The organism is Enterococcus sp. FZMF, assembly GCF_030263915.1.
Classification (GTDB): domain Bacteria; phylum Bacillota; class Bacilli; order Lactobacillales; family Enterococcaceae; genus Enterococcus_D; species Enterococcus_D casseliflavus.
This window is the reverse complement of sequence record NZ_CP127160.1, coordinates 1630532-1650224: the sequence shown is the minus strand read 5'-3', so window position 1 is coordinate 1650224 and position 19693 is coordinate 1630532. Positions and strand designations below refer to the sequence as shown.

Genomic DNA, 19693 nt, shown 5'->3' with positions numbered 1-19693 from the left:
CTTATATGATCCCTTTGCTACTTAGGTCCAACCCAATTTTTGGGAAAAGAAACATCTTGCTGCAGTGATTTAGCCGAAAAAAAGCACTCAATAAAGGGAGTGTTTTTTTTCGTTTCCATTGGCGATACTTTCGTATGGCTAGTCACTTGGTAGCCAATACAATGGACTTAGCTGTAGATTTTCCCAATACGGGTTGTGAAACCCTATCAAATAGTGCATAGCTAAATACCCGAAAATCATAAAGCCAAATGACAAAGTCACGATCCGTCCCCACCGTGGTATTTCTTTGATAAATAGACCTAGCATACATATCAATAAGGGGAACGAATAATTAAACAGTAAATCACTTCTAATATTTTGGTTCCTAGGATCCTTCATTATTTTGTCATTTAAGCCCCAACTTATGCCGACGATCACAAACATAAGCGCCAGAATAGTCAATCGTTTGCGATCAAAAAGCCACTGTTCTTTATCTTTCCTACTTGCAAAGTAGATCGTAAGCAGGACCACAATTAATCCAGACATACTATTCTCCTTTTTCGCCAGCTATTTTCTAAAACGTTCATGATTCCTTCAGGATAAATTATAACATATATAGTATAAAAAAACGATACCCGCCACTATCCCCTTGTTTGATGCACTTTTTAGATGTTTCATAGAAGAATCAGAAATTTAAAAATCTGTTCGCTTTACAAAAGAGAACGTATGTTTGTATTATATAGATAAGAGGTGATTGCTATGGGTATGCTGCAACCATATGAAGATCGGAAAAAGCTAAAGTGGCAAGGATTCTTTTTATCTGAGCATACAACTGAAATTGAAGAAGAGCCGACACGCACGTTTGATTGTCCGCCTAAGCCGTCACTCACAACGGAAGAAATCAATCAATGCTTATTCGAAGCGATGAAAAAGAACGTAACTGTGGCGATCCAACGAGAAGAAGTCAATGAAGAAGGCGGCTATCCCCCAGATATTGTCGGAAAAATCAGCGGATACGACACATTGGGCATTTATTTGACGGGAGAAACCACAGAAAAAATCCATTATGATGAGATTCGTCATGTTGCTTTTTATAAAGAGAAAAAATGGTTTGATCTCAACGAATGATCCGCTTTTTACTACTTACTAAAGGAGGAATACCTGATGCAAACACAAAAAGGCGCTGTCTCAAAAATAAGGATCGTCTCCTTTGCCCCCTCCCCTTTGGTCCGCTTTACACTAGGCACCACCAACTGTTTGATTGCGAAGCACAGTTTGAATTTTTTAGGGGATGTTGATGAGGGCATGTTTCTAACTGTGGGTGGCTATTGGAATAAGCGCCACCAATTCGTGGTGCAAAAGTATACGGTGTACGGCAAAACAAAAATCATGTTGGATATCGATGCCTATCGACAAAAAACAGTAAAGGCGGGTTCACTATGAGAGCAAGAGACCTCTTGACAGCACTGACAACGTCGTCGAGTGCAGCAGATTACCAAGGAATTTATTTAACTTACAAAGAAAACCTGATTCCTTTTACGACGATCGCACAAGATAGTCATAACCAATTGATTTTATTTTTCGAACCCAAAAAGCCTGCTCTGACTCTGAAAGAATTATATACACAGCTAATGCTGCATAAGAATTTGGACTTGCTCTATTGGGATGGCGAGTCACGACAAAAGGTATTGGGGTTTCGTGAACAAGAAGAAAAAATCATCCTTTAGTCCCCTCGCCTATTTTGGCACACAACAAACGTTGAAAATCTCGGCAAAAAGAAAAAAATGAAGTATACTTTGTGTAAAGACTAAAGGAGTTTATCATGAAAAATCAAAAGATTACCCAAATGAGTTTTGCGAAAGTCTATCCTCTGTATATTGCCAAAGCAGAACGGAAAAATCGGACAAAAGAAGAAGTAGATCAGATTATTACCTGGCTGACTGGGTATGACCAAGAAACACTCCAACAGATGGCTGATGATGTTTCTTTTGAACGCTTTTTTAAGCAAGCCCCTCAGCTCAATCCTGCACGAAAACAGATTACTGGTGTGATTTGCGGGATTCGGGTAGAAGAGATCGAAGAGCCAATAGTTCAAGAAATTCGTTACCTAGATAAACTGATCGATGAATTGGCGAAAGGAAAAGCCATGACGAAAATTCTGCGCTCTGCTGAATGAGGCGTTTTTTTCGAGTTGCTATTTAAGAATCAACGCTTTATACTAGAAATACCTTGGCAGGGGCAAATCATTGCTCAAAACACAGTGGGACAACACCCCACTGTGTTTTTTTATCCTGCTTTTCTTGACGACAGTTTGTAACCAGGCAGGCGATCTTAGTTTAGTTCAACCACTTAGCATGTAGTGCCCTTTGAAATTGGCCGCCTTTTCATGAAAACACAAGAACATTGGCTGCGGCTCTCCTCTTCTTTACTCAACAAGGCGCTCTTGACACGTACAAAAAAGCACTCCTCTTATAGAAAGGAGTGCTAACTATTACTTTTTCATTTCTTTGATCTGTTCTTTTCGTTTCAAATACGCCAGCTCTTTTTCCATTTTGCGATAGCGAGCGAAGGCTGCTTCTGAAAGCTCACCGGCAGCAATAGCTGCTTTTACCGCACATTTCGGTTCTGTTTCATGCTGACTGTCTCTGAAGAAACAACCTTCAGCATATTGACTGATCGCTTCAAAGGATTGCTCGATCGAAGCTGACCGAACGGTACTGATGCCAACTTCCCGCATGCCAGGAGTATCGATGATCATTGCGCCAGAGGGCAGTGTGAACAACTGGCGACTCGTCGTCGTGTGTCGTCCTCGACTATCCTCTCGTATGTCATTGGTTTTTTGAACGGCTTGTTCCATGAGCTGATTTAATAAGCTGGACTTCCCGACGCCTGACGAACCGATAAATGCACTGATTTTTCCGTCTGAAAAGTAGGCTTCTGTCAGCAATTCGTTCGGTTCATGAATAGAAGTAGCGAATGCTTTCACACCAAAAGCATCGTTTAATGCTTGCAGCAGCTCTGCTTTTTCATCAGCTGTGACTTGATCGGCTTTGGTCAAGAGAATCACTGGGTTAGCGCCACTGTCCCAAGCGATCGTGACAAAGCGCTCTAACCGAGCGAAATTAAATTCTTCATTGGCGCTAGTTGCAATAAAAACCGTGTCGATGTTCGCAGCGATCCCTTGTTCATCCGTCCGATTTCCGGCTACTTTCCGTTGTAAAAAACTCTTTCGTGGGAGCAAAGCATCAATCAAGAAATGATCTTGATCATACACCTGCCCTTGGACAAAATCGCCAACAATAGGATAATCCTTTGGCGCTCGTGCCTGTTGACGAAATTTTCCTGAAACGGTTGCTAAACATTCTTCTCCTGTAGTCAGGCGGACTTTTGCGATATCCTTAGCCTGAAAGACCACGATTCCTTGTTTTTCCATGATTTCCCTCCAGTTAATTAGGAGGCCGCACTTAAAAAGAGAAACCTCCGAGTTGATGTTGCTTCATTTGATTTGTCATAGGACATTTCCCCTTTCTATGTTGTGCTCATCATGTGATGTCGCTTTATTATACCACTGGAACGGACAGTATGCTAAAGCAAATGACCCAAAAGAACATTTACTGAAACGAAGTAGATAAACAAGCCAGCAATATCTTTGATCGAGGTGATGATCGGTGCCGAACCGGCTGCTTGGTCGATGTTTAGTTTAATAAGTACAAACGGGACTAAAAAGCCAAGTGCTGCGGCTAAGGTCATAGCAAAAACTAATGAAATCCCAACAGCGACCCCTAACATCGGGATCCCTTGCCAAAGTGAAGCAGCGGTTCCAGAGATGATCCCGACGATCAAGCCTAGACTCAAACCGATCCAAACTTCTTTAAAGAAATGTCTGGTGAAGGTTGAAAGATCAATATGCCCTAACGACATCCCCCGAACAAATACAGTAGAGGATTGTGTACCAACGTTTCCACCCATATCCATGATCAAAGGAATAAAAATCGCAACGGCTGCCACCGACTCTAACGTTTGTTCAAATTCATCAATGACGACCCCAGCTAAAAGTCCAGCCACTAAAGTGATCACTAAGAATGGCAAGCGGACTTTCCAGATTTGCCACAGGCTGCCATTGATCAAAACATTACTACGGTCTGCTTCGTTGGAGGCGACATCGACCAAACCAGCGGCATTAAACATGTCTTCCGTTGTTTCCAACTCGATGACATCGATCGCGTCATCGACGGTAATGATCCCAACGATTCTTGATTCCTTGTCTACGACTGGCAGCGCAATGATATCTAGTTCATTTAGCAAACGGGCTGCTTCTTCTTGGTCAGTGTCAGTGGTCACATAAATAACTTTTTGGGACATGATCTCACTGATGCGTTGATCCCCTTGTGCCATTAAGAGATCTTTCAGCGACAAAACACCTTCTAACGTTTTCGTTTGATCAGTAACATAAAGCGTATAGATTGTTTCTTTTTCTTTGGCTTGCATTCGCACTTTTTCCAATGCTTGATTGACTGTCATATCTTTTTTCAATGTAATGAATTCCGGTGTCATCAAGCGACCCGCAGTTTCAGCTTCATACCCTAGTAAGAGGTTTGTTGCAGCTCGTTCATCAGGCGCCAACGATTGTAAAAGTTTTTGTGTTACGGTCGCTGGCAACTCATCTAAAAGCCGTACACGAACATCTGGCGCCATCTCATTCACAAATTCGGTTGCTCGTTCATCGGTGAAAGAGCGTAATAAGTGTTGTTGGGTAGCTGGTGTCAAATCTTCAAACAGGATAAGGGCTTTGTCTTTCGGTAACAGTCGGAAAACGATCACTTTTTCATCCGCGGATAAGTTGCTGAATAATTGTAATAGCGGCAGCTCTTCCATTCCTGATACGAGTTCTTTTAACTTTTCAGAGTCTTTCTTATTTAAATAATGTAAGATGGTTTCTTGCTGGTTCATGGGATACACTCCTTCTCCTATAATTTTGGTCAAAGAAAGAAAGGCAATCGTTCAGAAAATTGTCCAGTTTTCTTTCGTTTGAACGTTGTCTGCTAGACAGCTGAAAGTTTGTTCCGCAGCTGGAGATGACTGTTATTAAAACAGGCATCAAAGGGATATAGCAGCAACTTTATTCATTATATCACATAGTTTTTTTAAAATATGAAAAATATCACTCGCAGACGAAAAATTCTTTTAAAGGACATCGCTTGTAAAGAAAATTGACTGAAGTTTGTCAAGAACAAAAGGCAAAAGAAGCTAGCAGACGCTGTAAAACATCCCCCGCAAATGGTATGATAAACTAGTTGTGATTTTTTTACTCACCGTTTATTCTAAACCTATATCAATGAAAAGAGAGGCAATAAAGAGATGGCAAAGAAAAAAACATTGATTGGATCGGTCACTGCGCTTCTCGCACTCGCAGCAGTTGGCTTTGGTTTCCTACAAAACAATGACCTATTTCCAAAGCAGGAAACGCAACAATCAGAGGTAAGCACCCCTTCTGCTAAAGATATTCGCGCAGACGAATTGGCACAGCTAACCTACCAAGGCACCCAAACAATTGAAGTCAATCAAAACATCCCTGAGTTTTCAGAAGACGACCTTTCACTTGAAAATGGTGCCTGGGAAGCATACGGCGACCTTGACCACCTCAATCGAGCTACTTCGGCTGAAGCAATGTTGAATCAATCCTTAATGCCTACGGAAAAACGTGGCGATATCGCCAGCGTGAAACCGACAGGCTGGCGTAATAAACAGCTCCCCAATGGGAAATATTTATATAATCGGACGCATTTGATTGGATTTGCTTTAGCTGCCGAAAATGCAAACTGGAAGAATTTGATCACGGGAACTAGTCAATTGAACAATCCAGAGATGTTGCGCTTAGAAATGGATATCAACTACTATCTCAAGCAAGACAAAAACCATTATGTTCGATATTCTGTCACTCCAATCTATCGTGATGACGAGCTGGTTGCCCGTGGGGTACAGATGCAAGCCCAATCTATTGGCGACGATACGATCCAATTTAACTATTATATCTTCAACATCCAAGATGGTGTCACGATCAACTATGCGGATGGCAGCAGCGAGATTTCAAACGAAGATATGACGCAACAGGAGAATGCTACAAGTAGTGAGAACAACACGACAACAGCCACTTCTCAAAACAGTGAAACAGAGGAGAAACAGAAAGAATATGTCGATCAACAAGGAAATGGTTTGATCAAAGGATCAAGAAGCGGCATCTATCATTTGCCAGGATCTAAATACTATGATGATACGACGAATCCGAAAGAATGGTTCAAAACGATCGCTGAAGCGGAAGCTGCTGGCTACCGTGCACCAAAATAAAAAAGCCTCTAGGCTTTTTTATTTTGGTGTTAAGCTATTCTTCATTGCCATGCGTTTGTTTTTCGTCTGCTAAAAGTGCTTGTCGCAACGCTTTGACATAGGCCTTCCCTTCGTCTGTAAAACGAACCGAACGTGACTTAAAGCGATAAGCTCGGTAAATTAGGCCTCTTTTTTCGAGACGCAGCAAATGACGATAAACCAAAGAGGTCGTTTTTATTTCTTCATTGGCACAGATTTCTCGTATGGTAGGTGCGCAACCTTGAGCTTGCATATATTCGTCAATGAAAAGTAAGATTCGATCTTTTCTAGGCATAAGTCCTCCTTTCCGCAAAACAGTCTTCACTGCTGCAAATTCGTAAAAACCTATAAACTGCTACCTGGTCTGCTTTTTGTCCGATCAATACACTGAAAATCTATTGATCTGTCTCTTTTCCCCTTCTTCCAACGAGTAAAAGTTCTTTTTATACGCTGAAATTTTCCCCTTAACGAGAAAAGCATCGGCTAGCAGCGCTCTTTGGTATTGATTTTATCAAATTTAGCAGCAAATAATAGCAAATTTCAAAATTATTTTCCTTTTTATTGACATAAAAATAAATAGAGATATTATTTTTTCTTAGAATTTGTTATTCTAAATTTAAGTAAAGGAGGATTTTATGTTAGGGATCGGTTTATTTTTTGTAGGAATTACTTTGATAATAAATGGCTGGGGCAGCTTACTTCACATTGACTACCGCTCACTTGCTTTGATCAATCTTTTTACAGGTACGTTATCTTTTATTATCAATCTAATCTATATGCTTCAAGGCGTTTATTATGAAGCAGGCACTGGCTTTCTCTTTGCCTTCACGTATTTGTTGGTAGGGATCATTTACCTTTTTGATTTAGATCTACGTATTTATGGGATTTTCGCACTATTCGTAGCCATCAATACCTTACCTTTTGCTTGGGTCTCTTGGCAATGGGAGCAAGATCCCCTCTTTGCATTGATTTGGTTAACATGGGGAGCGTTATGGTTTTGCGGCTTTTTGGATACGATCGTGAAGGTAAACTTCGGTCGTAAGATTCATTATTTTGCGATCGCTTGTGGTATCTTCACTACATGGGTCCCAGGCTTGCTGATGCTAGTAGATCTCTATTAAAAAAGAATGATTATCTCAATGATTATCGCTCTTTTTTAATATATATCGAGTCCATCCACTCGTTTCTTTCAAGTATACTAAAAGTAGGCACATGTAGGAGTAGTTTTTTGCAGACCTTCTCGTTCATCTTTTTACATTATTTAACTAAAAATTTGCTATAATAAAGAAAACCTTTCCAGGAGTAAACCAATGCAAAAAAAAATATCTTCCTTGCGGCTTAGTACATTATCAAGCGGGCTCATGCTCTTTGCTTTCTTTTTCTTGATTCAACAATTTTGGGAAATGGTTGTTTCTGACTTTGCACTTTTGCCTTCGCTGGCATTCATCCAAATTCTCTTGATGATCCTTTCAACCTTTCTCATTAGCAAGTTTGTTAAAAAACGCTCGTGGCGGCAAGTGCTTTTTGGTAGCTACCTATTCATCATCGGCTCGCTATTTTCTTTCTGGCTAGCAAATAATCCATTGGAGCTGCAAGCAGTCATTCTTTATATGATAGGCGCTTTTTTTGGCGGCATTCTTTGGGAGTATTTGGCCCAGCGCTTGGCAACAGATCTTCTGGCCAAAGAACATCAACCTCGTTAACAGAGGTTTTTTTCTTTTTCTGATAGAAAAGGCAAACATTCTTCGTATATAGTGTGAAGGGGTGAAAAAGGTGCAGGATGAAGAAATCATTGAACGAATCAAAAAGAAAGACTATGCCGGCTTAGAAGAACTGTTAGCTGTTTATGGTGATAGCATGCTGAGGACGATTCATAGTGTCCTCTCCCAACCGCATGAAGTGAGCGAGCGCCAAGATGTAGCGAACAAAGTTTTTTACGAGGTTTGGCAAAAGATTGCTGCGTACCAACCAGAAAGAAGCCGCTTGATTACTTGGCTGCTTTTGATCAGTCGTAGTCGTGCGATTGACCACAAGCGGAAGTTGAACAAGTGCTCACTGGAAGAAAAACCTGTTGATGAGCAGGAACTAGCTATTGAAGAATCACCTTTGACAAAGGAAAACTTTTTGGGTTTTATTGAAGACCTTGAATCCCTCGATCAAAGGATCTTTCTGCTCTACTATTTTTACCAAGAGTCACCCGAAACCATCGCAGAGCAGACGGACTTAAATGTCTCAGCGATCTACAATCGTCTTTCCCGTGGCCGCAAACGCTTAAAAGAAAGGATGACTATCGATGGATTTTAAACAGTTAGTCTTAAATGAAAACAATTCACTGACAAAAATATCTGAACAAGAAAAAGCAGCAACCTTCGAGCTGTCCAAACAATATGTTTTCTTGCAAGATCTATTAGAGGAGCTTCGGACGCTTTTAGCAAAAGACGAAACGATTCTTGGCTATCTGCCTTTGACGCCAGATGGAAACCTCGCCTTCGCCAATCAAGGACTTGGCGCCTATGCCTATGCAACAACCGAGAAAGCAAAAGCATACCGTGACATCTTTCATGATACCCGCGGCAATCGTTTGTTAGTTTTCACAGAAACCCGCATGCTTTTTCTGGTCATCATCGACTATTTAGAAAGTAACACCTATTTCAGTTACCCCTATGAGACCATCAAGGCGTTCACGATCAAGCCAAGAAAGCTGATGAAGCACGAATCACCAGAAGATAAAGAACAATTCCATTGGGGCTATTTCGACTTTCAGGCAGGGACGCACATTTTCTCAGAAGTACTGACGAAAAAAGACTACGAATTATTTACGTCCTATCATGAATCGATCCCTGCACTCAAGAAAATTCCGATTCAAAACAAAGTTTACCGAGCAGCGAAATATCAGTATTTCCTGAGTAATTGGCATTTCAGTTTTCGCTTGATGACCGCTTTCAACCTGGTTTTCCTGCTGCTGTTTGTATTAATGATTCTCGGATTTTTCTTACACATTGGCCCACTGAAAGGATTTTATTATAAGGATCTGTTGGACATAGGTATGGTCATTTCCCTTTTTTATAGTAAGAACATCTTGCCATAAAAAAGGACTGCTGCTCCTTCCTAAGCATTTCTTTGGTATCAATTGAATAAAGCACCAGATTTTCTACAAAAGAGTACCCCTTGCAGGATTCAAGTCAAAATGAATGCTGCAAGAGGTATTTTTCGTCTCGGACTATTGGGATATTCCTAACCGTTCGTTTTTTTCATTTCCTTTTGAAATTCTCAGATTTCTTGTGAACTTTTCAGAAGACTCCACTCATAATTTCATACATGCCTAATGGGATTATTTTTTCCTTCACGCTTGCTTTTTAGGAAGAAACGTTATGATGATTTTACTTGCTAGGAGGTGTGAAAAATCGAACTTATCGGACATTTGGTCTTTTGGATCCCGTTTTGTCTTTTTCTAGTGATTGGATCGTTTTTCATACAATGGCGGAAACGTTTCGTTTCAACCCTTATTGCAGCGATCCCATTTCTCTTTTTTATGGTAAAAATATTCAATTATCGGCATTATGAGCCAGATTCTGTTTTCATCATCTATTTGGTCGGGCTCTTCTTGTCGGCGATCTTACTGATTGCTGCTGTCCGTCGGCTGTCAAAAAAAGCCTAAACCTAGGGTTACTAGAAAACAAAGATATTGCTTAAATGAAACCCAGCCTAACTTTAAGGTTCATTTAAGGTTCACGGACTATAGTCAATACGGACATAATAATTTAGAGCCTGTGCTAGCGGAAACTAGCGCAGGCTTGTTTGATTATTTATAGAAAATAGGACAAATCGCTAGCAGGTGTTGGGTAGGCAAAAATCATTTGGGCCAGCGCTTCTTTCGATAGCTGATTCTCCAACACAAAAACGAAGTGGTTGATCAACTCATCGGCCAATGCAGAAACAATTGTGACAGCAACGATGGTATCAGATGTGTCATAAACCAATTTGATTTTTGCATCTTGATCATTGATTCGTCGATAGGTATACCAAGAAGAAAGATCCATCACCTCGCTATGATACTCTGAGGCATGATCGGCAATCTCTTGCTCACTGATCCCGATTCTTGCTAGTTTTTCCGCACCAAAAACCAGCGTAGGGATCAGCGGATAGCGGATAGGTGTTTTCTGGTCATCTATATGATCAACAAGATAGGCGGCTTCAAAGCTAGCAACAGGCGTCAGTTTGGGCTGCTTTTTCGCTAGCACATCCCCAATTGCATAGATGTGTCTTTGACTAGTCTGCAAAAACTCATTTATTACGATCCCTTGTTTTGACGTTTCTACCCCTGCCTTTTCCAGTTGCAGCTGATCGCTATTGGGTCTGCGTCCCGTGGCACCAATCACTGCTTCTACGGTTAGAGACAATGCTTGTGTCTGGATCGTATAGTGGTTTTGTTCTTTCGTGATTCGCTGCGTGCTCTGATTAAAGTGGAACGAAACGCCTTGGTCCTGCATTGAACGAACCATTTCTGCGGTCAATTCAGCATCAAATCCTTTTAGCGGCTGCTCATTATGATGGATCACATGAACTTCAGCACCTGCTGCTTGAGCGATCATCGCCAATTCGAAGGTAATATACCCAGCACCTATGAAAGCAATCGTTGCTGGCATCTTTTCAAAGGAAAGAAAATCAGTACTGCTTTGTAAATGCTCCTTGCCGACGATGGGCAGTACGGCTGGACGCTGTCCTGTCGCAATAATTATTTTTTCTGCTTGAATCTCTTCTGCGTCCACGACGACCGTATGGGTATCACGAAAAGCGGCTTGTCCGTAGTAAGTAGTGATGCCTTCTGCTAGTAACCCTTGTTTGGTTGACTCTGGCACCCGATCGGTATACGAGCGCTTAAACGCCATCAGTGACGGCCAATCAATGGCTACCTGTCCTTGAACACCATTGCCTTGCATACGTTTCGCCTCTGTTTTGGCTTCTACGCCTCGCATCAGTAGTTTTTTCGGATCACACCCGCGATTGGGACAAGTGCCACCCCATAAATCGGCTTCAACGATCGCGACTGTCTTACCTTTGGCTTTTAACCCGTAGGCAGCAGCCGTTCCAGCTGGACCCGCTCCGATAATCAGTACATCCACCTTTTTCATCTGTCTCCTCCTTCTCCTAAAAAAAATATTCCTGCGCTTTCTCTTCCCTTCAAGTATAGCGAATCACGGCCAGTCGACAAAACAATTCGCCTTTTGCGGATCCTGCGAAAGATCACAATCAGCCCTTGAAGTTGCGTTTGATGTGGTATACTTTTCTTGTCAGTTTAACGACAAAGGAGAATGAATGACTGTGAGTTTTAAACGTTTTTTTCAGCTCTTTCTTTTTTATTTTCTCTCGATTCTGGTGGCATATGGCCTAATTGCATTTCTAGCAGTAGATAACTTTTGGCTGGTGGTCTGTTTGATGACGATTGTCGGCTACCTCACCTTGGGTATCCCACTAACCTTATTGAGTTTAAAGAAGAAAAAATAAGACAACAGACAAAGACACCAGCAACTTTTCTAAGAAGCTGGTGTCTTTCCTCATTGATGCGATTATCCTAATACGATCTGGGCATCTGCCAATGCTTTTTCCACGACTTCCATCACCAGCTTGCTATGGGCAAGGCGTTCCTTGACAAAGGCCTGATCATTTTCGTGAATGGCTTGTGCAAAGCGGACAAATTCTTCAAACATACGATGTCCGTGAACGCTGCGATCCTGATGGCTTTTTGCCCCATGAACCGGCTCAACGTCATAACTGGCAAGCATATTCGTCGGCCCATTGACGATGATCGATCCTTTCGTCCCTTGGATCGTTGAACGAATCGTCGCTGTCGAATCTTTGGCACCGATACAAACGACTTTTGTTTGTTCATAGTCTAAAAACAGCATGCCAGAAGTATCGATCCCCTGTTCGACATTAGCAAAATAGCGGACACTTTTTGGTTTTCCTAAAAGCCCGACGACAAAATGAATATTATAGATATTGATATCCATCAATGCCCCACCACCCATTTTCGGGTTAAATGCAGGTAAAACGGTTCCCTCTTTGAATAAATCATAACGAGAAGAATACTGCGAATAGTTGCATTCAATCACTTTCAGCTCTCCCAATGTTTCAAGCTGCGCTTTTATTCCTTGATAGTTGGCTAAGTACTGATTTGTGATGGCTTCCATCAAAAGCACTTCGTGGGCAGCAGCTAATTCTGTTAATTCTACTAATTCTCGTGTCTGCAACGTAAATGGCTTTTCACAAATGACGTGTTTGCCAGCGAGGATTGCTTCTTTGGCAAAGGAATAATGCAAATGATTGGGCAATGCGACATACACGGTGTCAACGGATGGATCCGCCAAACATGCCCCTAACTCTGTGTAGACGGTTTGAATCTTGTATTGCTGTTTTAAGTGATTCATTTTTTCTAAATCACTTTCTGTCCCAAAAATAGCGGACAGTTCAAGCTGCGGGACATCCCCTGCCACCGTTAAAAAATCATGGACGATCATGCCTGCCCCTAAAATCGCTAAGTTCATCTTGCTTCCCCTTTTCTATCTTCTTAGATCATTTGTTTCAATACTTCGGTGATCACTTTATGATCCTCTAAATGAGCCAAACCTGACACACAGATAGCACCCGTGACTTTTCTGTCTTCGATAATTGGAAAACCACCACCACAAATTGCATAATGTTCGTCTTGTGCCCATTTAGCAAATTGTATATCTCGATCTTTTTGCGCATAGACGTATAGTGAACTATGCCCGCTTTCTAGTACCGTTCGTTCTTTTCTTTCAAGCCAAGGGCTTTCTTTTCGCCCTGCCATTAAAAATCGAATGATCGGCAAGCCCTGATGAACAACTTTGATCCCTACCGGCTTCGGATAGTTCCTTTTAACGTACTGATCGATGGCAATAACCAACCGCAATGCGAGGTCATTGTCAAAATGAGCAAACTGCAGCTGCTGTTCTTCTTGCAGGATTTCTGAAGGTTCGATTCGGATCTACTCCTTTACGTTGAGTCAGTTGATGCCTTTAGACGCTTTGTTTGTCAAAAGCCCCCTAATCACTCTGCCTTATGACTCAGTGATCACTTGATTGATGCCTGTTTCTAGCATTTCGATTTGTAAAATCGTTTCTTCGTCTTTCACGATTTTCTCTTTGCCATGGATGATCGTTTCATAGACGCCCTCATACACACGGCTATAATCACCAATTTCAGAGATGACTTTTTCTTCATGGTAGTTCCCGTTAGCATCCATATAAGTTAGTGTGCCATAGTGCTCTGGCAAATCGATCCCAAAATCGGCATGATCTGGGAGATAAAACTGTTTTAGATGCTCTTCTTGTCGATCCTTCGTTTGTTTTACAAAAACGCCGTTTTCGCCATAAACGACAAAACTAGGCCGCTCTTTTAATCGGAAGTAACTAGATTTGACTGAGACTTTCATTCGACCATAAAATAGATCCAAATCGAAGTAATCATTCATGCGATTTTTTCCAAGTAATTGCCGGACCTCATAATGGACATCGTCTGGCTGTCCAAAATACGAGATCACTTGGTCCAGTGTATGACAAGCGTGTCCGTACAAGTAGCTAGTATTCAATGAAAATTCGGTCACTGACCGTGGAATCTCTGGACGAAAATAATCATAATGCATCTCTACTTCTAAGAGATCTCCGAGCACGCCGCTTTCGATCACTTTTTGCGTGGTCAAAAAATCGGAATCAAAACGGCGATTTTGATAGCATTGCACAAACAAGCCTTTCTCTTGCGCCAGTGCGAACAATTCCTTTGCTTGTGCCGAAGTTTCTGTAAAAGGTTTTTCGATCAAGACATTTTTCCCATGAAGCAAGACATCCTTGCCTAATTCATAATGCAAATGACTGGGGGTCGTGACCACAACTAATTGAATTTCAGGATCACGGTAGATATCCTCTAAGTCAGAGGTGTAATGAACACCTTCTAGTGTTGGCCAGGTCAGCTTTCCGCTTGGTGAATAGATCGTCTTTACTTTGATCTTATCCTGCAGCTTGGTTGAAAAAGGCAGATGGTAGCGATTGGTGCTTTTTCCGTTTCCGAGATATGCGATAGTTAACATTATGACGCCTCCTATAAATTGATAGCTTGATTATTGCTGATATCCTTCGAAATGAGAAGTCTTTTGCCAAAAACAGGTTCTTTTGACCAGACTTTTTCGCAAACTGCTCAGTGGTTCTGAACATTTTTACCAAATTGACAAAAAGGTACAGTTTTTGCTTTTGATTTTCTTTGTCCTAGGCTATGATTAGAAAGAGGTGGTTTGATGTTATTAGGAGATAAATTACGGCTTCAAGAAGGATTGACCAATACGGAGAAACGGATTGCCGATTATATTTTGCAAAACATCAATGATGTGCCTTCGTTGACGATTGAAGTCATCGCCAAGCATACATACACATCCCACTCTTCCGTCATTCGTCTAGCCAAAAAGATGGGGTATGAAGGATTTAAAAGTTTTCGCTTAGGTCTGGCTGAAATTGCCCATAATCAGATGTTCAACCCAACCTTTGTTGACGCGAATTTTCCCTTTTCGCCTAAGGATCAAACACCTGATATTTTGAAAAAAATGGCCGATCTAACGATCAACTCGATCCACAAAACCCATGCTCAGGTCGCTCCAGAAATGATGGAAGCAGTAGTGCAATCGTTGGAAGCTGCGCAACGGATTTTCTTATTTTCTCGCGGCGATTCTCAGATCCGAGCAAGAAGTTTTCAAAATAAGTTGGTCAAAATCAATAAGTATCTGATCGTAGCTGATGAATATGGGGATGATGCGTGGAATGCATCGAACGTCACGCAAAATGATTGTGCCGTGTTTATTACCTATCGGGGGAAAAATACGCAATACGAAAAAATCATGCAGCACTTTCGTGATGTCGGCGTACCAGTGATCGTGATTTCTGGCAACGCCTATGCGAAAATTATCCCATTAGCGACCCATGCGATCATCGCTTCTCATGATGAACGTGATTTTCTCAAAGTCGGCACCTTTTCTTCACAGGTCGCCTTTGAGTATATTTTAGATTCACTGTTTGCATTGCTGTATGCCAAAGAATACCAAAAAAATATTGTCGAGTTAAGAAAAAAACAAACTGTTTTGGAATCAGGGATTCTCTCAGAATACCCGTCAACTGAAGAAAAGAGGGAAATGAAATGATCAATTGGGGAATTATTGGTGCCGGAAATATCGCCAATCGCTTTGCTGCAAGTTTAGAAAATTTTCAAGACGCCCAGCTTTATGGGGTTGCTTGTCGTACGATGGAAAAAGCGCAAGCGTTTCAAGCAAAATTTCCGTGTGACGCCGTCTTTGATGACTACCAAAACCTATTAGATGATCCAACTATCGATGTCGTTTATATTGCTTTGCCACATTTGTATCATTATGAATGGATCATCAAAGCCTTTCAAGCGAAAAAAGCTGTTTTATGTGAAAAACCAGCAACCTTGACTGCACAAGAAATGCGCGATGTACAAAAACAAGCGCAAGCACACGAAGTCTTCTTTATGGAAGCCATGAAGCCACGCTTCACCCCAGCGTATCGCAAACTAAAAGAACTTGTGGATGGTGGTCATATCGGTGAGCTAACAAGTGTCACGACTACTTTTCGCCGCCATTTACCAGTCGAAGGCAGTTCTTACCATTATATGCCAAAACAAGGGGGTGCTTTACTGGATATGGGGATCTATAACTTAGCCTTTATCCAAGATTTTTCACCAGAAAATTTAACTGCCGAATTGCTTGATTACAGCCTGTATGAAACTGGGGTTGATACCTATGTTGAAGCACGCTTTGTCAGTGAAGACTTTGTTGCAGTGATTGAGACTGGATTTGACCAAACAAAAGAGACGGTGGCGGAGTTACAAGGAACAAAAGGGAAAATCACGATCCCCAACTTCCATCGCCCCGCTTCTTTTACCGTGACGATTGACCAAGAAGACACGGTCTATGATATTGGGTACGAGATCGATGATTTCCATTCAGAGATTCAAGCAGTTCACACCGCTCTTGCACAAGGACAACTCGAAAATCCCCTGATGTCCTTAACGGATAGTATTGCCTGTATCGCTTTAGCAGATGAACTAAGAAGCTTACTAGATGCGGAAAAAAAAGACAATTAAGATCATGCCCCATCGTTTTTGAATAGAACTGACCAGTGGCTACCACTCGGTCAGTTTTTTGTATCAAAAATTGAGCGCTTTCTTTGACGGTAGCGAAATGGTTATATTATATTTATTGAGTATATTTTTATACAAATAAAAAAAGAAAGGAAAACGCTTATGACTCCAGAAATTATAACGTATCTTATTTGTTTATTGACCTTCGCTTATCTAGCTGTGACGGTTTTTACTTTTGTAAAAAATCGTCGGACAGGTGACGGCTATCGCCTCCGTATTTTTTACGTGTTGGCAGCAGCACTCGTCTTTTTGCTTTCCGTTTATGCAATCGCTACCGGTCAAACCTATGACGACTTAGTGACATCGATAAATGATCTTTTTCAATAAAACAACGACGGCACGAACCCCTGCGGATCTCTTCGTTTGTGAACCTGTGGTTGAGGGAAGGATCAAAACAGAAACGAGCCAATGAAAGACTGCTAATCGATGGCTTTTCCATCAGGATCTGCTAAGCCGAATCAATGTCTTTCAATAAATGATGTCTGATTTTTTATGGAGGTGTGCATGCTCATTCAGCTTAAAGAAGCGAAGCTTTCCGATCTGCTTTCAATCTACTTGATACAAAAAGCGGCCTTCAAATCCCTCTTTCTCCGTTATCAAGACAAAGAAACTTCTCCCTATTTACAAAGTTTCGAGAAGCTAAACGCAAAGTTTTCTGCGTTGAATACCACTTATTATTTAATCATGACCGCTCAGAAAACCGTGGGCTTTATAAAACTGACGGTTGAGCAGGAACATACGACGAAGCTATCTTCCATCGCCCTTCTTCCCTCCTACGAGAACCGCGGGATTGGTAGACAAGCAATGATCTTGATTGAAAGGAACATACAAACAGATACGATTCGTTTGAATACGATCCTGCAAGAACCCAAGCTGGTTCACTTTTATCATTCTTTGGGGTATTTCCCAACTGGCAGGTTTCAAAGCCCCTCTTCAGCAATCTGCTTTGTCTCCTTTACGAAAAAAATTGCTGCGAAATAAAAAAGCCATCTCGCCTTTCATCGGCAGAGATGGTTTTTTCTATCAATTGCCATCCTTTACAGCAATCATTTTTATTGGTCCTGCAAGGTGTCATCGGTTTTTTTACGCAATCGCGGAATCTCTTTCACATTCATTAAATCTAAAAAGAAAGTGAACAATGGGATCCCGATGATCAAGCCCCACAAGCCAAAGAGATGTTCGCTAAGATACAGGAGAATAAACGTGTAAAACATCGGGATCTCTGTTTTATTAGCCATCAAGCGGGGATTTAAGATATAGGATTCCAACGCATGAACAAACACTATGATCAATAGAATGTAGATCACGTCATTAAATCCGCCGATAGAATAGGCAATAAACGTCAATGGAATACACGAGATGATCACACCAGCAACAGGAATCAAGCTGAGAAAGAAAATCATCAACGCCAAACTCAACAGCTGTGGAAAGCCCATCACCGCTAACGCGAAAACAGTGATCGCTGTATTGACTAAGGCGATCACCAACTGCGTCTCGATCACATTTCCGAAAGCCCGCGTGAACTTAGCCCCTAAATAGTAAACATCTTCAAAGAACCACGCCCCTCGCCCTTGCAAAAATAGCCGAGAAAACGCAACGGTCTTTTTGTTATCGATCATAAAGAAGAAACTAAGCAGAAAGGAGATCAGCACAGTCAACGCCAACTCACCGAAATTATACAGATAATTGATCACGACTAGAACGCCGCTTTGTAATTTCTGGATGTATTCGCTGGTCTGCAATAAATTCAAGACATATTCGATCAATTCATTATTGGAGTCTGTCCGTTGGTAGAAATCAGCAACGGAATTGACTAATTGGACGGATTGTTTGATGATGATGGGTACATAATTTGTTGCTACTAAATAAAGAATAAAAACAATCAAGCTGTAAGTCAGGATGCTCGTAAGCTTGATGGGCAGATGACTTTTTCGATGGAGCAAAAGAACCAGCCGATAAATCAGATACGTAAAGATAAAGGTCAGCAAAAGAATGGTCATCATACTGCGAAACAAAAAAAGAATGCCCGCAAGCATAAACAGGACCGTCCAGCGCCGCAACACAAGATTTTGAAGAAAAGCATTATAGTATTTCATCTGTAACTCCTTTATTCGTTGCAATGGAGCAACGAAGCATTTCAGTAGTGCCTAAGAATTATCTAATCATTAAACTATGCAAATAGCAAGAGATTTTATTTTTCTTAATCGAGCGAAAAAATGAAACAAAAAATCCTTAGAAGAATCGTTGCCTTTCTTCTAAGGAAAAGAGTTATTGGTAAACGGTCTTTCCTTCGTTTACGGGTAAAACCGAGTTGATGGACAATAAAAAGAAGCTGGCAGCCAACAGATCAGCACTGCCGCCGGGAGACACATTTTCTGACTGGCAGAAGGCTGCTAGTGCATGAAATGCTGGGTTCGGCAACGCTTGCTGATTGGCTTTTTGTGCGAGTTGCTGAACTAGTGCCAGTACCTCTTGATTGCTGCGGTATAAAATACACGTATCGTCCAGCGTAGCGATGATCGCCAACAGCATGTGGAGTCTTTTTTTGGTCTCATTGGAACAATCCCGAGAAAAATAATCTGCTAGAGCGATTTGAACATGAGGGAACCCAGCAGCAGCTTCCCCATACGCACCGAGATGTCCATATTTGGCTTGAACCGTTTTGCCATGACTTTCTGTTTGTTGAGTCAGTGCACGATCAGGAAATGCAGTGAGAAGCTGGATGTCAGAAAAGACTTCTGGTAAAAAAATCCGTTGTTTGCGACTAAGTTGGCTACTGACGGCGCTGATGAGCAAGCCTAATGCCCAGATGGCTCCTTTATGGGTGTTGATGCCACCAGTGGCTGCCAACATCGCCTGTTCTGCCTTCCGACCGATTGCAGCGATTGCTTCCCGCAACTCTTGAGACATGCTGCTGCCCCAAGACACCAAGGCCATTTCTTCAAAGTATGGCGTCAATGCTCGAGCTGATCGTAGAAAGAGTGCTTTATCCATATCGTGATGGGCACCTGAATCAATGGCATCCACTAACCCAGGTTTTGGGGACAATGTCACTTCTGCAATCAAGGCTTCTTCTACCAATTGGGCGAGTCGTCGACAATTTTCTTCTACAGCTAATGCAAACATC

23 protein-coding genes are annotated in these 19693 nt (G+C 41.6%); 13 read left to right on the top strand and 10 right to left on the bottom strand.

The window, feature by feature from the left end:
- Positions 1-138: 138 nt before the first annotated feature.
- Positions 139-525 (bottom strand): hypothetical protein, encoded by a 387-nt coding sequence (locus QN079_RS08020; RefSeq protein ID WP_195960693.1) that lies wholly within the window; start codon positions 523-525, stop codon positions 139-141.
- A gap of 213 nt (positions 526-738) precedes the next feature.
- Here QN079_RS08020 and QN079_RS08015 point away from each other — a divergent pair, with 213 nt between their 5' ends.
- The 4 genes from QN079_RS08015 to QN079_RS08000 all read left to right on the top strand — a co-directional run bounded on the left by QN079_RS08015 (position 739) and on the right by QN079_RS08000 (position 2155).
- Positions 739-1107, top strand: coding sequence for a hypothetical protein (locus QN079_RS08015; RefSeq protein WP_289230688.1), 369 nt, complete (start codon positions 739-741; stop codon positions 1105-1107).
- Between the two features lie 36 nt (positions 1108-1143).
- A complete protein-coding gene (locus QN079_RS08010; RefSeq protein ID WP_010748343.1) occupies positions 1144-1422 on the top strand; it encodes a hypothetical protein in 279 nt (92 codons plus the stop codon).
- On the top strand, positions 1419-1706 hold the full coding sequence (locus tag QN079_RS08005; RefSeq protein WP_005226077.1) for a hypothetical protein: 288 nt from the start codon (positions 1419-1421) through the stop codon (positions 1704-1706). Before QN079_RS08010 ends, QN079_RS08005 begins: the two co-directional genes overlap by 4 nt.
- A gap of 95 nt (positions 1707-1801) precedes the next feature.
- On the top strand, positions 1802-2155 hold the full coding sequence (locus QN079_RS08000) for a DUF2200 domain-containing protein (protein ID WP_015509694.1): 354 nt from the start codon (positions 1802-1804) through the stop codon (positions 2153-2155).
- Between the two features lie 315 nt (positions 2156-2470).
- On the opposite strand, the gene rsgA is transcribed toward QN079_RS08000, so the two are convergent.
- Both rsgA and mgtE read right to left on the bottom strand, forming a co-directional pair.
- Positions 2471-3412, bottom strand: coding sequence for a ribosome small subunit-dependent GTPase A (gene rsgA, locus QN079_RS07995; RefSeq protein WP_289230687.1), 942 nt, complete (start codon positions 3410-3412; stop codon positions 2471-2473).
- Positions 3413-3564: 152 nt separating this feature from the next.
- Positions 3565-4929 carry a magnesium transporter gene (gene mgtE, locus QN079_RS07990; protein ID WP_015509692.1) on the bottom strand — a complete coding sequence of 455 codons (1365 nt, stop codon included), beginning with the start codon at positions 4927-4929 and terminating at the stop codon, positions 3565-3567.
- A gap of 408 nt (positions 4930-5337) precedes the next feature.
- Here mgtE and QN079_RS07985 point away from each other — a divergent pair, with 408 nt between their 5' ends.
- The gene (locus tag QN079_RS07985; RefSeq protein WP_289230686.1) at positions 5338-6324 is read left to right on the top strand and encodes a DNA/RNA non-specific endonuclease; all 987 of its coding nucleotides are present in this window, start codon (positions 5338-5340) and stop codon (positions 6322-6324) included.
- A 34-nt stretch (positions 6325-6358) separates the two neighbouring features.
- Here the strand turns inward: QN079_RS07985 and QN079_RS07980 are convergent, their stop codons facing one another.
- Positions 6359-6637, bottom strand: a complete 279-nt coding sequence (locus QN079_RS07980; protein ID WP_005226072.1) for a LexA family protein — start codon at positions 6635-6637, stop codon at positions 6359-6361.
- A 340-nt stretch (positions 6638-6977) separates the two neighbouring features.
- Between QN079_RS07980 and QN079_RS07975 the strand changes: the two genes are divergently transcribed.
- The 4 genes from QN079_RS07975 (at position 6978) to QN079_RS07960 (ending at position 9430) form a co-directional block, all read left to right on the top strand.
- On the top strand, positions 6978-7463 hold the full coding sequence (locus QN079_RS07975; RefSeq protein WP_289230685.1) for an AmiS/UreI family transporter: 486 nt from the start codon (positions 6978-6980) through the stop codon (positions 7461-7463).
- 189 nt (positions 7464-7652) lie between these two features.
- Positions 7653-8045, top strand: coding sequence for a hypothetical protein (locus QN079_RS07970; protein WP_289230684.1), 393 nt, complete (start codon positions 7653-7655; stop codon positions 8043-8045).
- A 61-nt stretch (positions 8046-8106) separates the two neighbouring features.
- A complete protein-coding gene (locus QN079_RS07965; protein ID WP_353957177.1) occupies positions 8107-8646 on the top strand; it encodes a sigma-70 family RNA polymerase sigma factor in 540 nt (179 codons plus the stop codon).
- The gene (locus QN079_RS07960) at positions 8636-9430 is read left to right on the top strand and encodes a hypothetical protein (protein WP_289230682.1); all 795 of its coding nucleotides are present in this window, start codon (positions 8636-8638) and stop codon (positions 9428-9430) included. Before QN079_RS07965 ends, QN079_RS07960 begins: the two co-directional genes overlap by 11 nt.
- 718 nt (positions 9431-10148) lie before the next feature.
- On the opposite strand, the gene QN079_RS07955 is transcribed toward QN079_RS07960, so the two are convergent.
- The 4 genes from QN079_RS07955 to QN079_RS07940 all read right to left on the bottom strand — a co-directional run bounded on the left by QN079_RS07955 (position 10149) and on the right by QN079_RS07940 (position 14449).
- Positions 10149-11474, bottom strand: coding sequence for a dihydrolipoyl dehydrogenase family protein (locus QN079_RS07955; protein ID WP_289230681.1), 1326 nt, complete (start codon positions 11472-11474; stop codon positions 10149-10151).
- A gap of 435 nt (positions 11475-11909) precedes the next feature.
- On the bottom strand, positions 11910-12887 hold the full coding sequence (locus QN079_RS07950; RefSeq protein WP_289230680.1) for a Gfo/Idh/MocA family protein: 978 nt from the start codon (positions 12885-12887) through the stop codon (positions 11910-11912).
- Positions 12888-12910: 23 nt separating this feature from the next.
- Positions 12911-13309: a heme-binding protein gene (locus tag QN079_RS07945; protein ID WP_080542651.1), complete on the bottom strand. Its 399-nt coding sequence runs from the start codon at positions 13307-13309 to the stop codon at positions 12911-12913.
- A 114-nt stretch (positions 13310-13423) separates the two neighbouring features.
- On the bottom strand, positions 13424-14449 hold the full coding sequence (locus QN079_RS07940) for a Gfo/Idh/MocA family oxidoreductase (protein WP_005226060.1): 1026 nt from the start codon (positions 14447-14449) through the stop codon (positions 13424-13426).
- A gap of 204 nt (positions 14450-14653) precedes the next feature.
- Between QN079_RS07940 and QN079_RS07935 the strand changes: the two genes are divergently transcribed.
- From QN079_RS07935 to QN079_RS07920, 4 genes are all read left to right on the top strand, one after another.
- Positions 14654-15547, top strand: a complete 894-nt coding sequence (locus QN079_RS07935) for a MurR/RpiR family transcriptional regulator (RefSeq protein ID WP_289230679.1) — start codon at positions 14654-14656, stop codon at positions 15545-15547.
- Positions 15544-16509, top strand: a complete 966-nt coding sequence (locus tag QN079_RS07930; protein ID WP_289230678.1) for a Gfo/Idh/MocA family protein — start codon at positions 15544-15546, stop codon at positions 16507-16509. Before QN079_RS07935 ends, QN079_RS07930 begins: the two co-directional genes overlap by 4 nt.
- Positions 16510-16668: 159 nt before the next feature.
- Positions 16669-16893 carry a hypothetical protein gene (locus tag QN079_RS07925; protein ID WP_005226057.1) on the top strand — a complete coding sequence of 75 codons (225 nt, stop codon included), beginning with the start codon at positions 16669-16671 and terminating at the stop codon, positions 16891-16893.
- Positions 16894-17070: 177 nt separating this feature from the next.
- Entirely contained in the window at positions 17071-17547 is a 477-nt protein-coding gene (locus tag QN079_RS07920; RefSeq protein WP_289230677.1) for a GNAT family N-acetyltransferase, read from the top strand.
- Positions 17548-17618: 71 nt separating this feature from the next.
- Here QN079_RS07920 and QN079_RS07915 read toward each other — a convergent pair whose 3' ends face one another.
- Entirely contained in the window at positions 17619-18662 is a 1044-nt protein-coding gene (locus QN079_RS07915) for an AI-2E family transporter (protein ID WP_008379977.1), read from the bottom strand.
- Positions 18663-18834: 172 nt separating this feature from the next.
- On the bottom strand, positions 18835-19692 hold the full coding sequence (locus QN079_RS07910; RefSeq protein WP_289230676.1) for a triphosphoribosyl-dephospho-CoA synthase: 858 nt from the start codon (positions 19690-19692) through the stop codon (positions 18835-18837).
- Position 19693: the final 1 nt, after the last annotated feature.

Coding starts and splice junctions, on each gene's coding strand:
- QN079_RS08020 (WP_195960693.1), bottom strand. CDS start 525: ATGTCTGGATTAATTGTGGTCCTGCTTACGATCTACTTTGCAAGTAGG.
- QN079_RS08015 (WP_289230688.1), top strand. CDS start 739: ATGGGTATGCTGCAACCATATGAAGATCGGAAAAAGCTAAAGTGGCAA.
- QN079_RS08010 (WP_010748343.1), top strand. CDS start 1,144: ATGCAAACACAAAAAGGCGCTGTCTCAAAAATAAGGATCGTCTCCTTT.
- QN079_RS08005 (WP_005226077.1), top strand. CDS start 1,419: ATGAGAGCAAGAGACCTCTTGACAGCACTGACAACGTCGTCGAGTGCA.
- QN079_RS08000 (WP_015509694.1), top strand. CDS start 1,802: ATGAAAAATCAAAAGATTACCCAAATGAGTTTTGCGAAAGTCTATCCT.
- rsgA (WP_289230687.1), bottom strand. CDS start 3,412: ATGGAAAAACAAGGAATCGTGGTCTTTCAGGCTAAGGATATCGCAAAA.
- mgtE (WP_015509692.1), bottom strand. CDS start 4,929: ATGAACCAGCAAGAAACCATCTTACATTATTTAAATAAGAAAGACTCT.
- QN079_RS07985 (WP_289230686.1), top strand. CDS start 5,338: ATGGCAAAGAAAAAAACATTGATTGGATCGGTCACTGCGCTTCTCGCA.
- QN079_RS07980 (WP_005226072.1), bottom strand. CDS start 6,637: ATGCCTAGAAAAGATCGAATCTTACTTTTCATTGACGAATATATGCAA.
- QN079_RS07975 (WP_289230685.1), top strand. CDS start 6,978: ATGTTAGGGATCGGTTTATTTTTTGTAGGAATTACTTTGATAATAAAT.
- QN079_RS07970 (WP_289230684.1), top strand. CDS start 7,653: ATGCAAAAAAAAATATCTTCCTTGCGGCTTAGTACATTATCAAGCGGG.
- QN079_RS07960 (WP_289230682.1), top strand. CDS start 8,636: ATGGATTTTAAACAGTTAGTCTTAAATGAAAACAATTCACTGACAAAA.
- QN079_RS07955 (WP_289230681.1), bottom strand. CDS start 11,474: ATGAAAAAGGTGGATGTACTGATTATCGGAGCGGGTCCAGCTGGAACG.
- QN079_RS07950 (WP_289230680.1), bottom strand. CDS start 12,887: ATGAACTTAGCGATTTTAGGGGCAGGCATGATCGTCCATGATTTTTTA.
- QN079_RS07940 (WP_005226060.1), bottom strand. CDS start 14,449: ATGTTAACTATCGCATATCTCGGAAACGGAAAAAGCACCAATCGCTAC.
- QN079_RS07935 (WP_289230679.1), top strand. CDS start 14,654: ATGTTATTAGGAGATAAATTACGGCTTCAAGAAGGATTGACCAATACG.
- QN079_RS07930 (WP_289230678.1), top strand. CDS start 15,544: ATGATCAATTGGGGAATTATTGGTGCCGGAAATATCGCCAATCGCTTT.
- QN079_RS07925 (WP_005226057.1), top strand. CDS start 16,669: ATGACTCCAGAAATTATAACGTATCTTATTTGTTTATTGACCTTCGCT.
- QN079_RS07920 (WP_289230677.1), top strand. CDS start 17,071: ATGCTCATTCAGCTTAAAGAAGCGAAGCTTTCCGATCTGCTTTCAATC.
- QN079_RS07915 (WP_008379977.1), bottom strand. CDS start 18,662: ATGAAATACTATAATGCTTTTCTTCAAAATCTTGTGTTGCGGCGCTGG.
- QN079_RS07910 (WP_289230676.1), bottom strand. CDS start 19,692: ATGTTTGCATTAGCTGTAGAAGAAAATTGTCGACGACTCGCCCAATTG.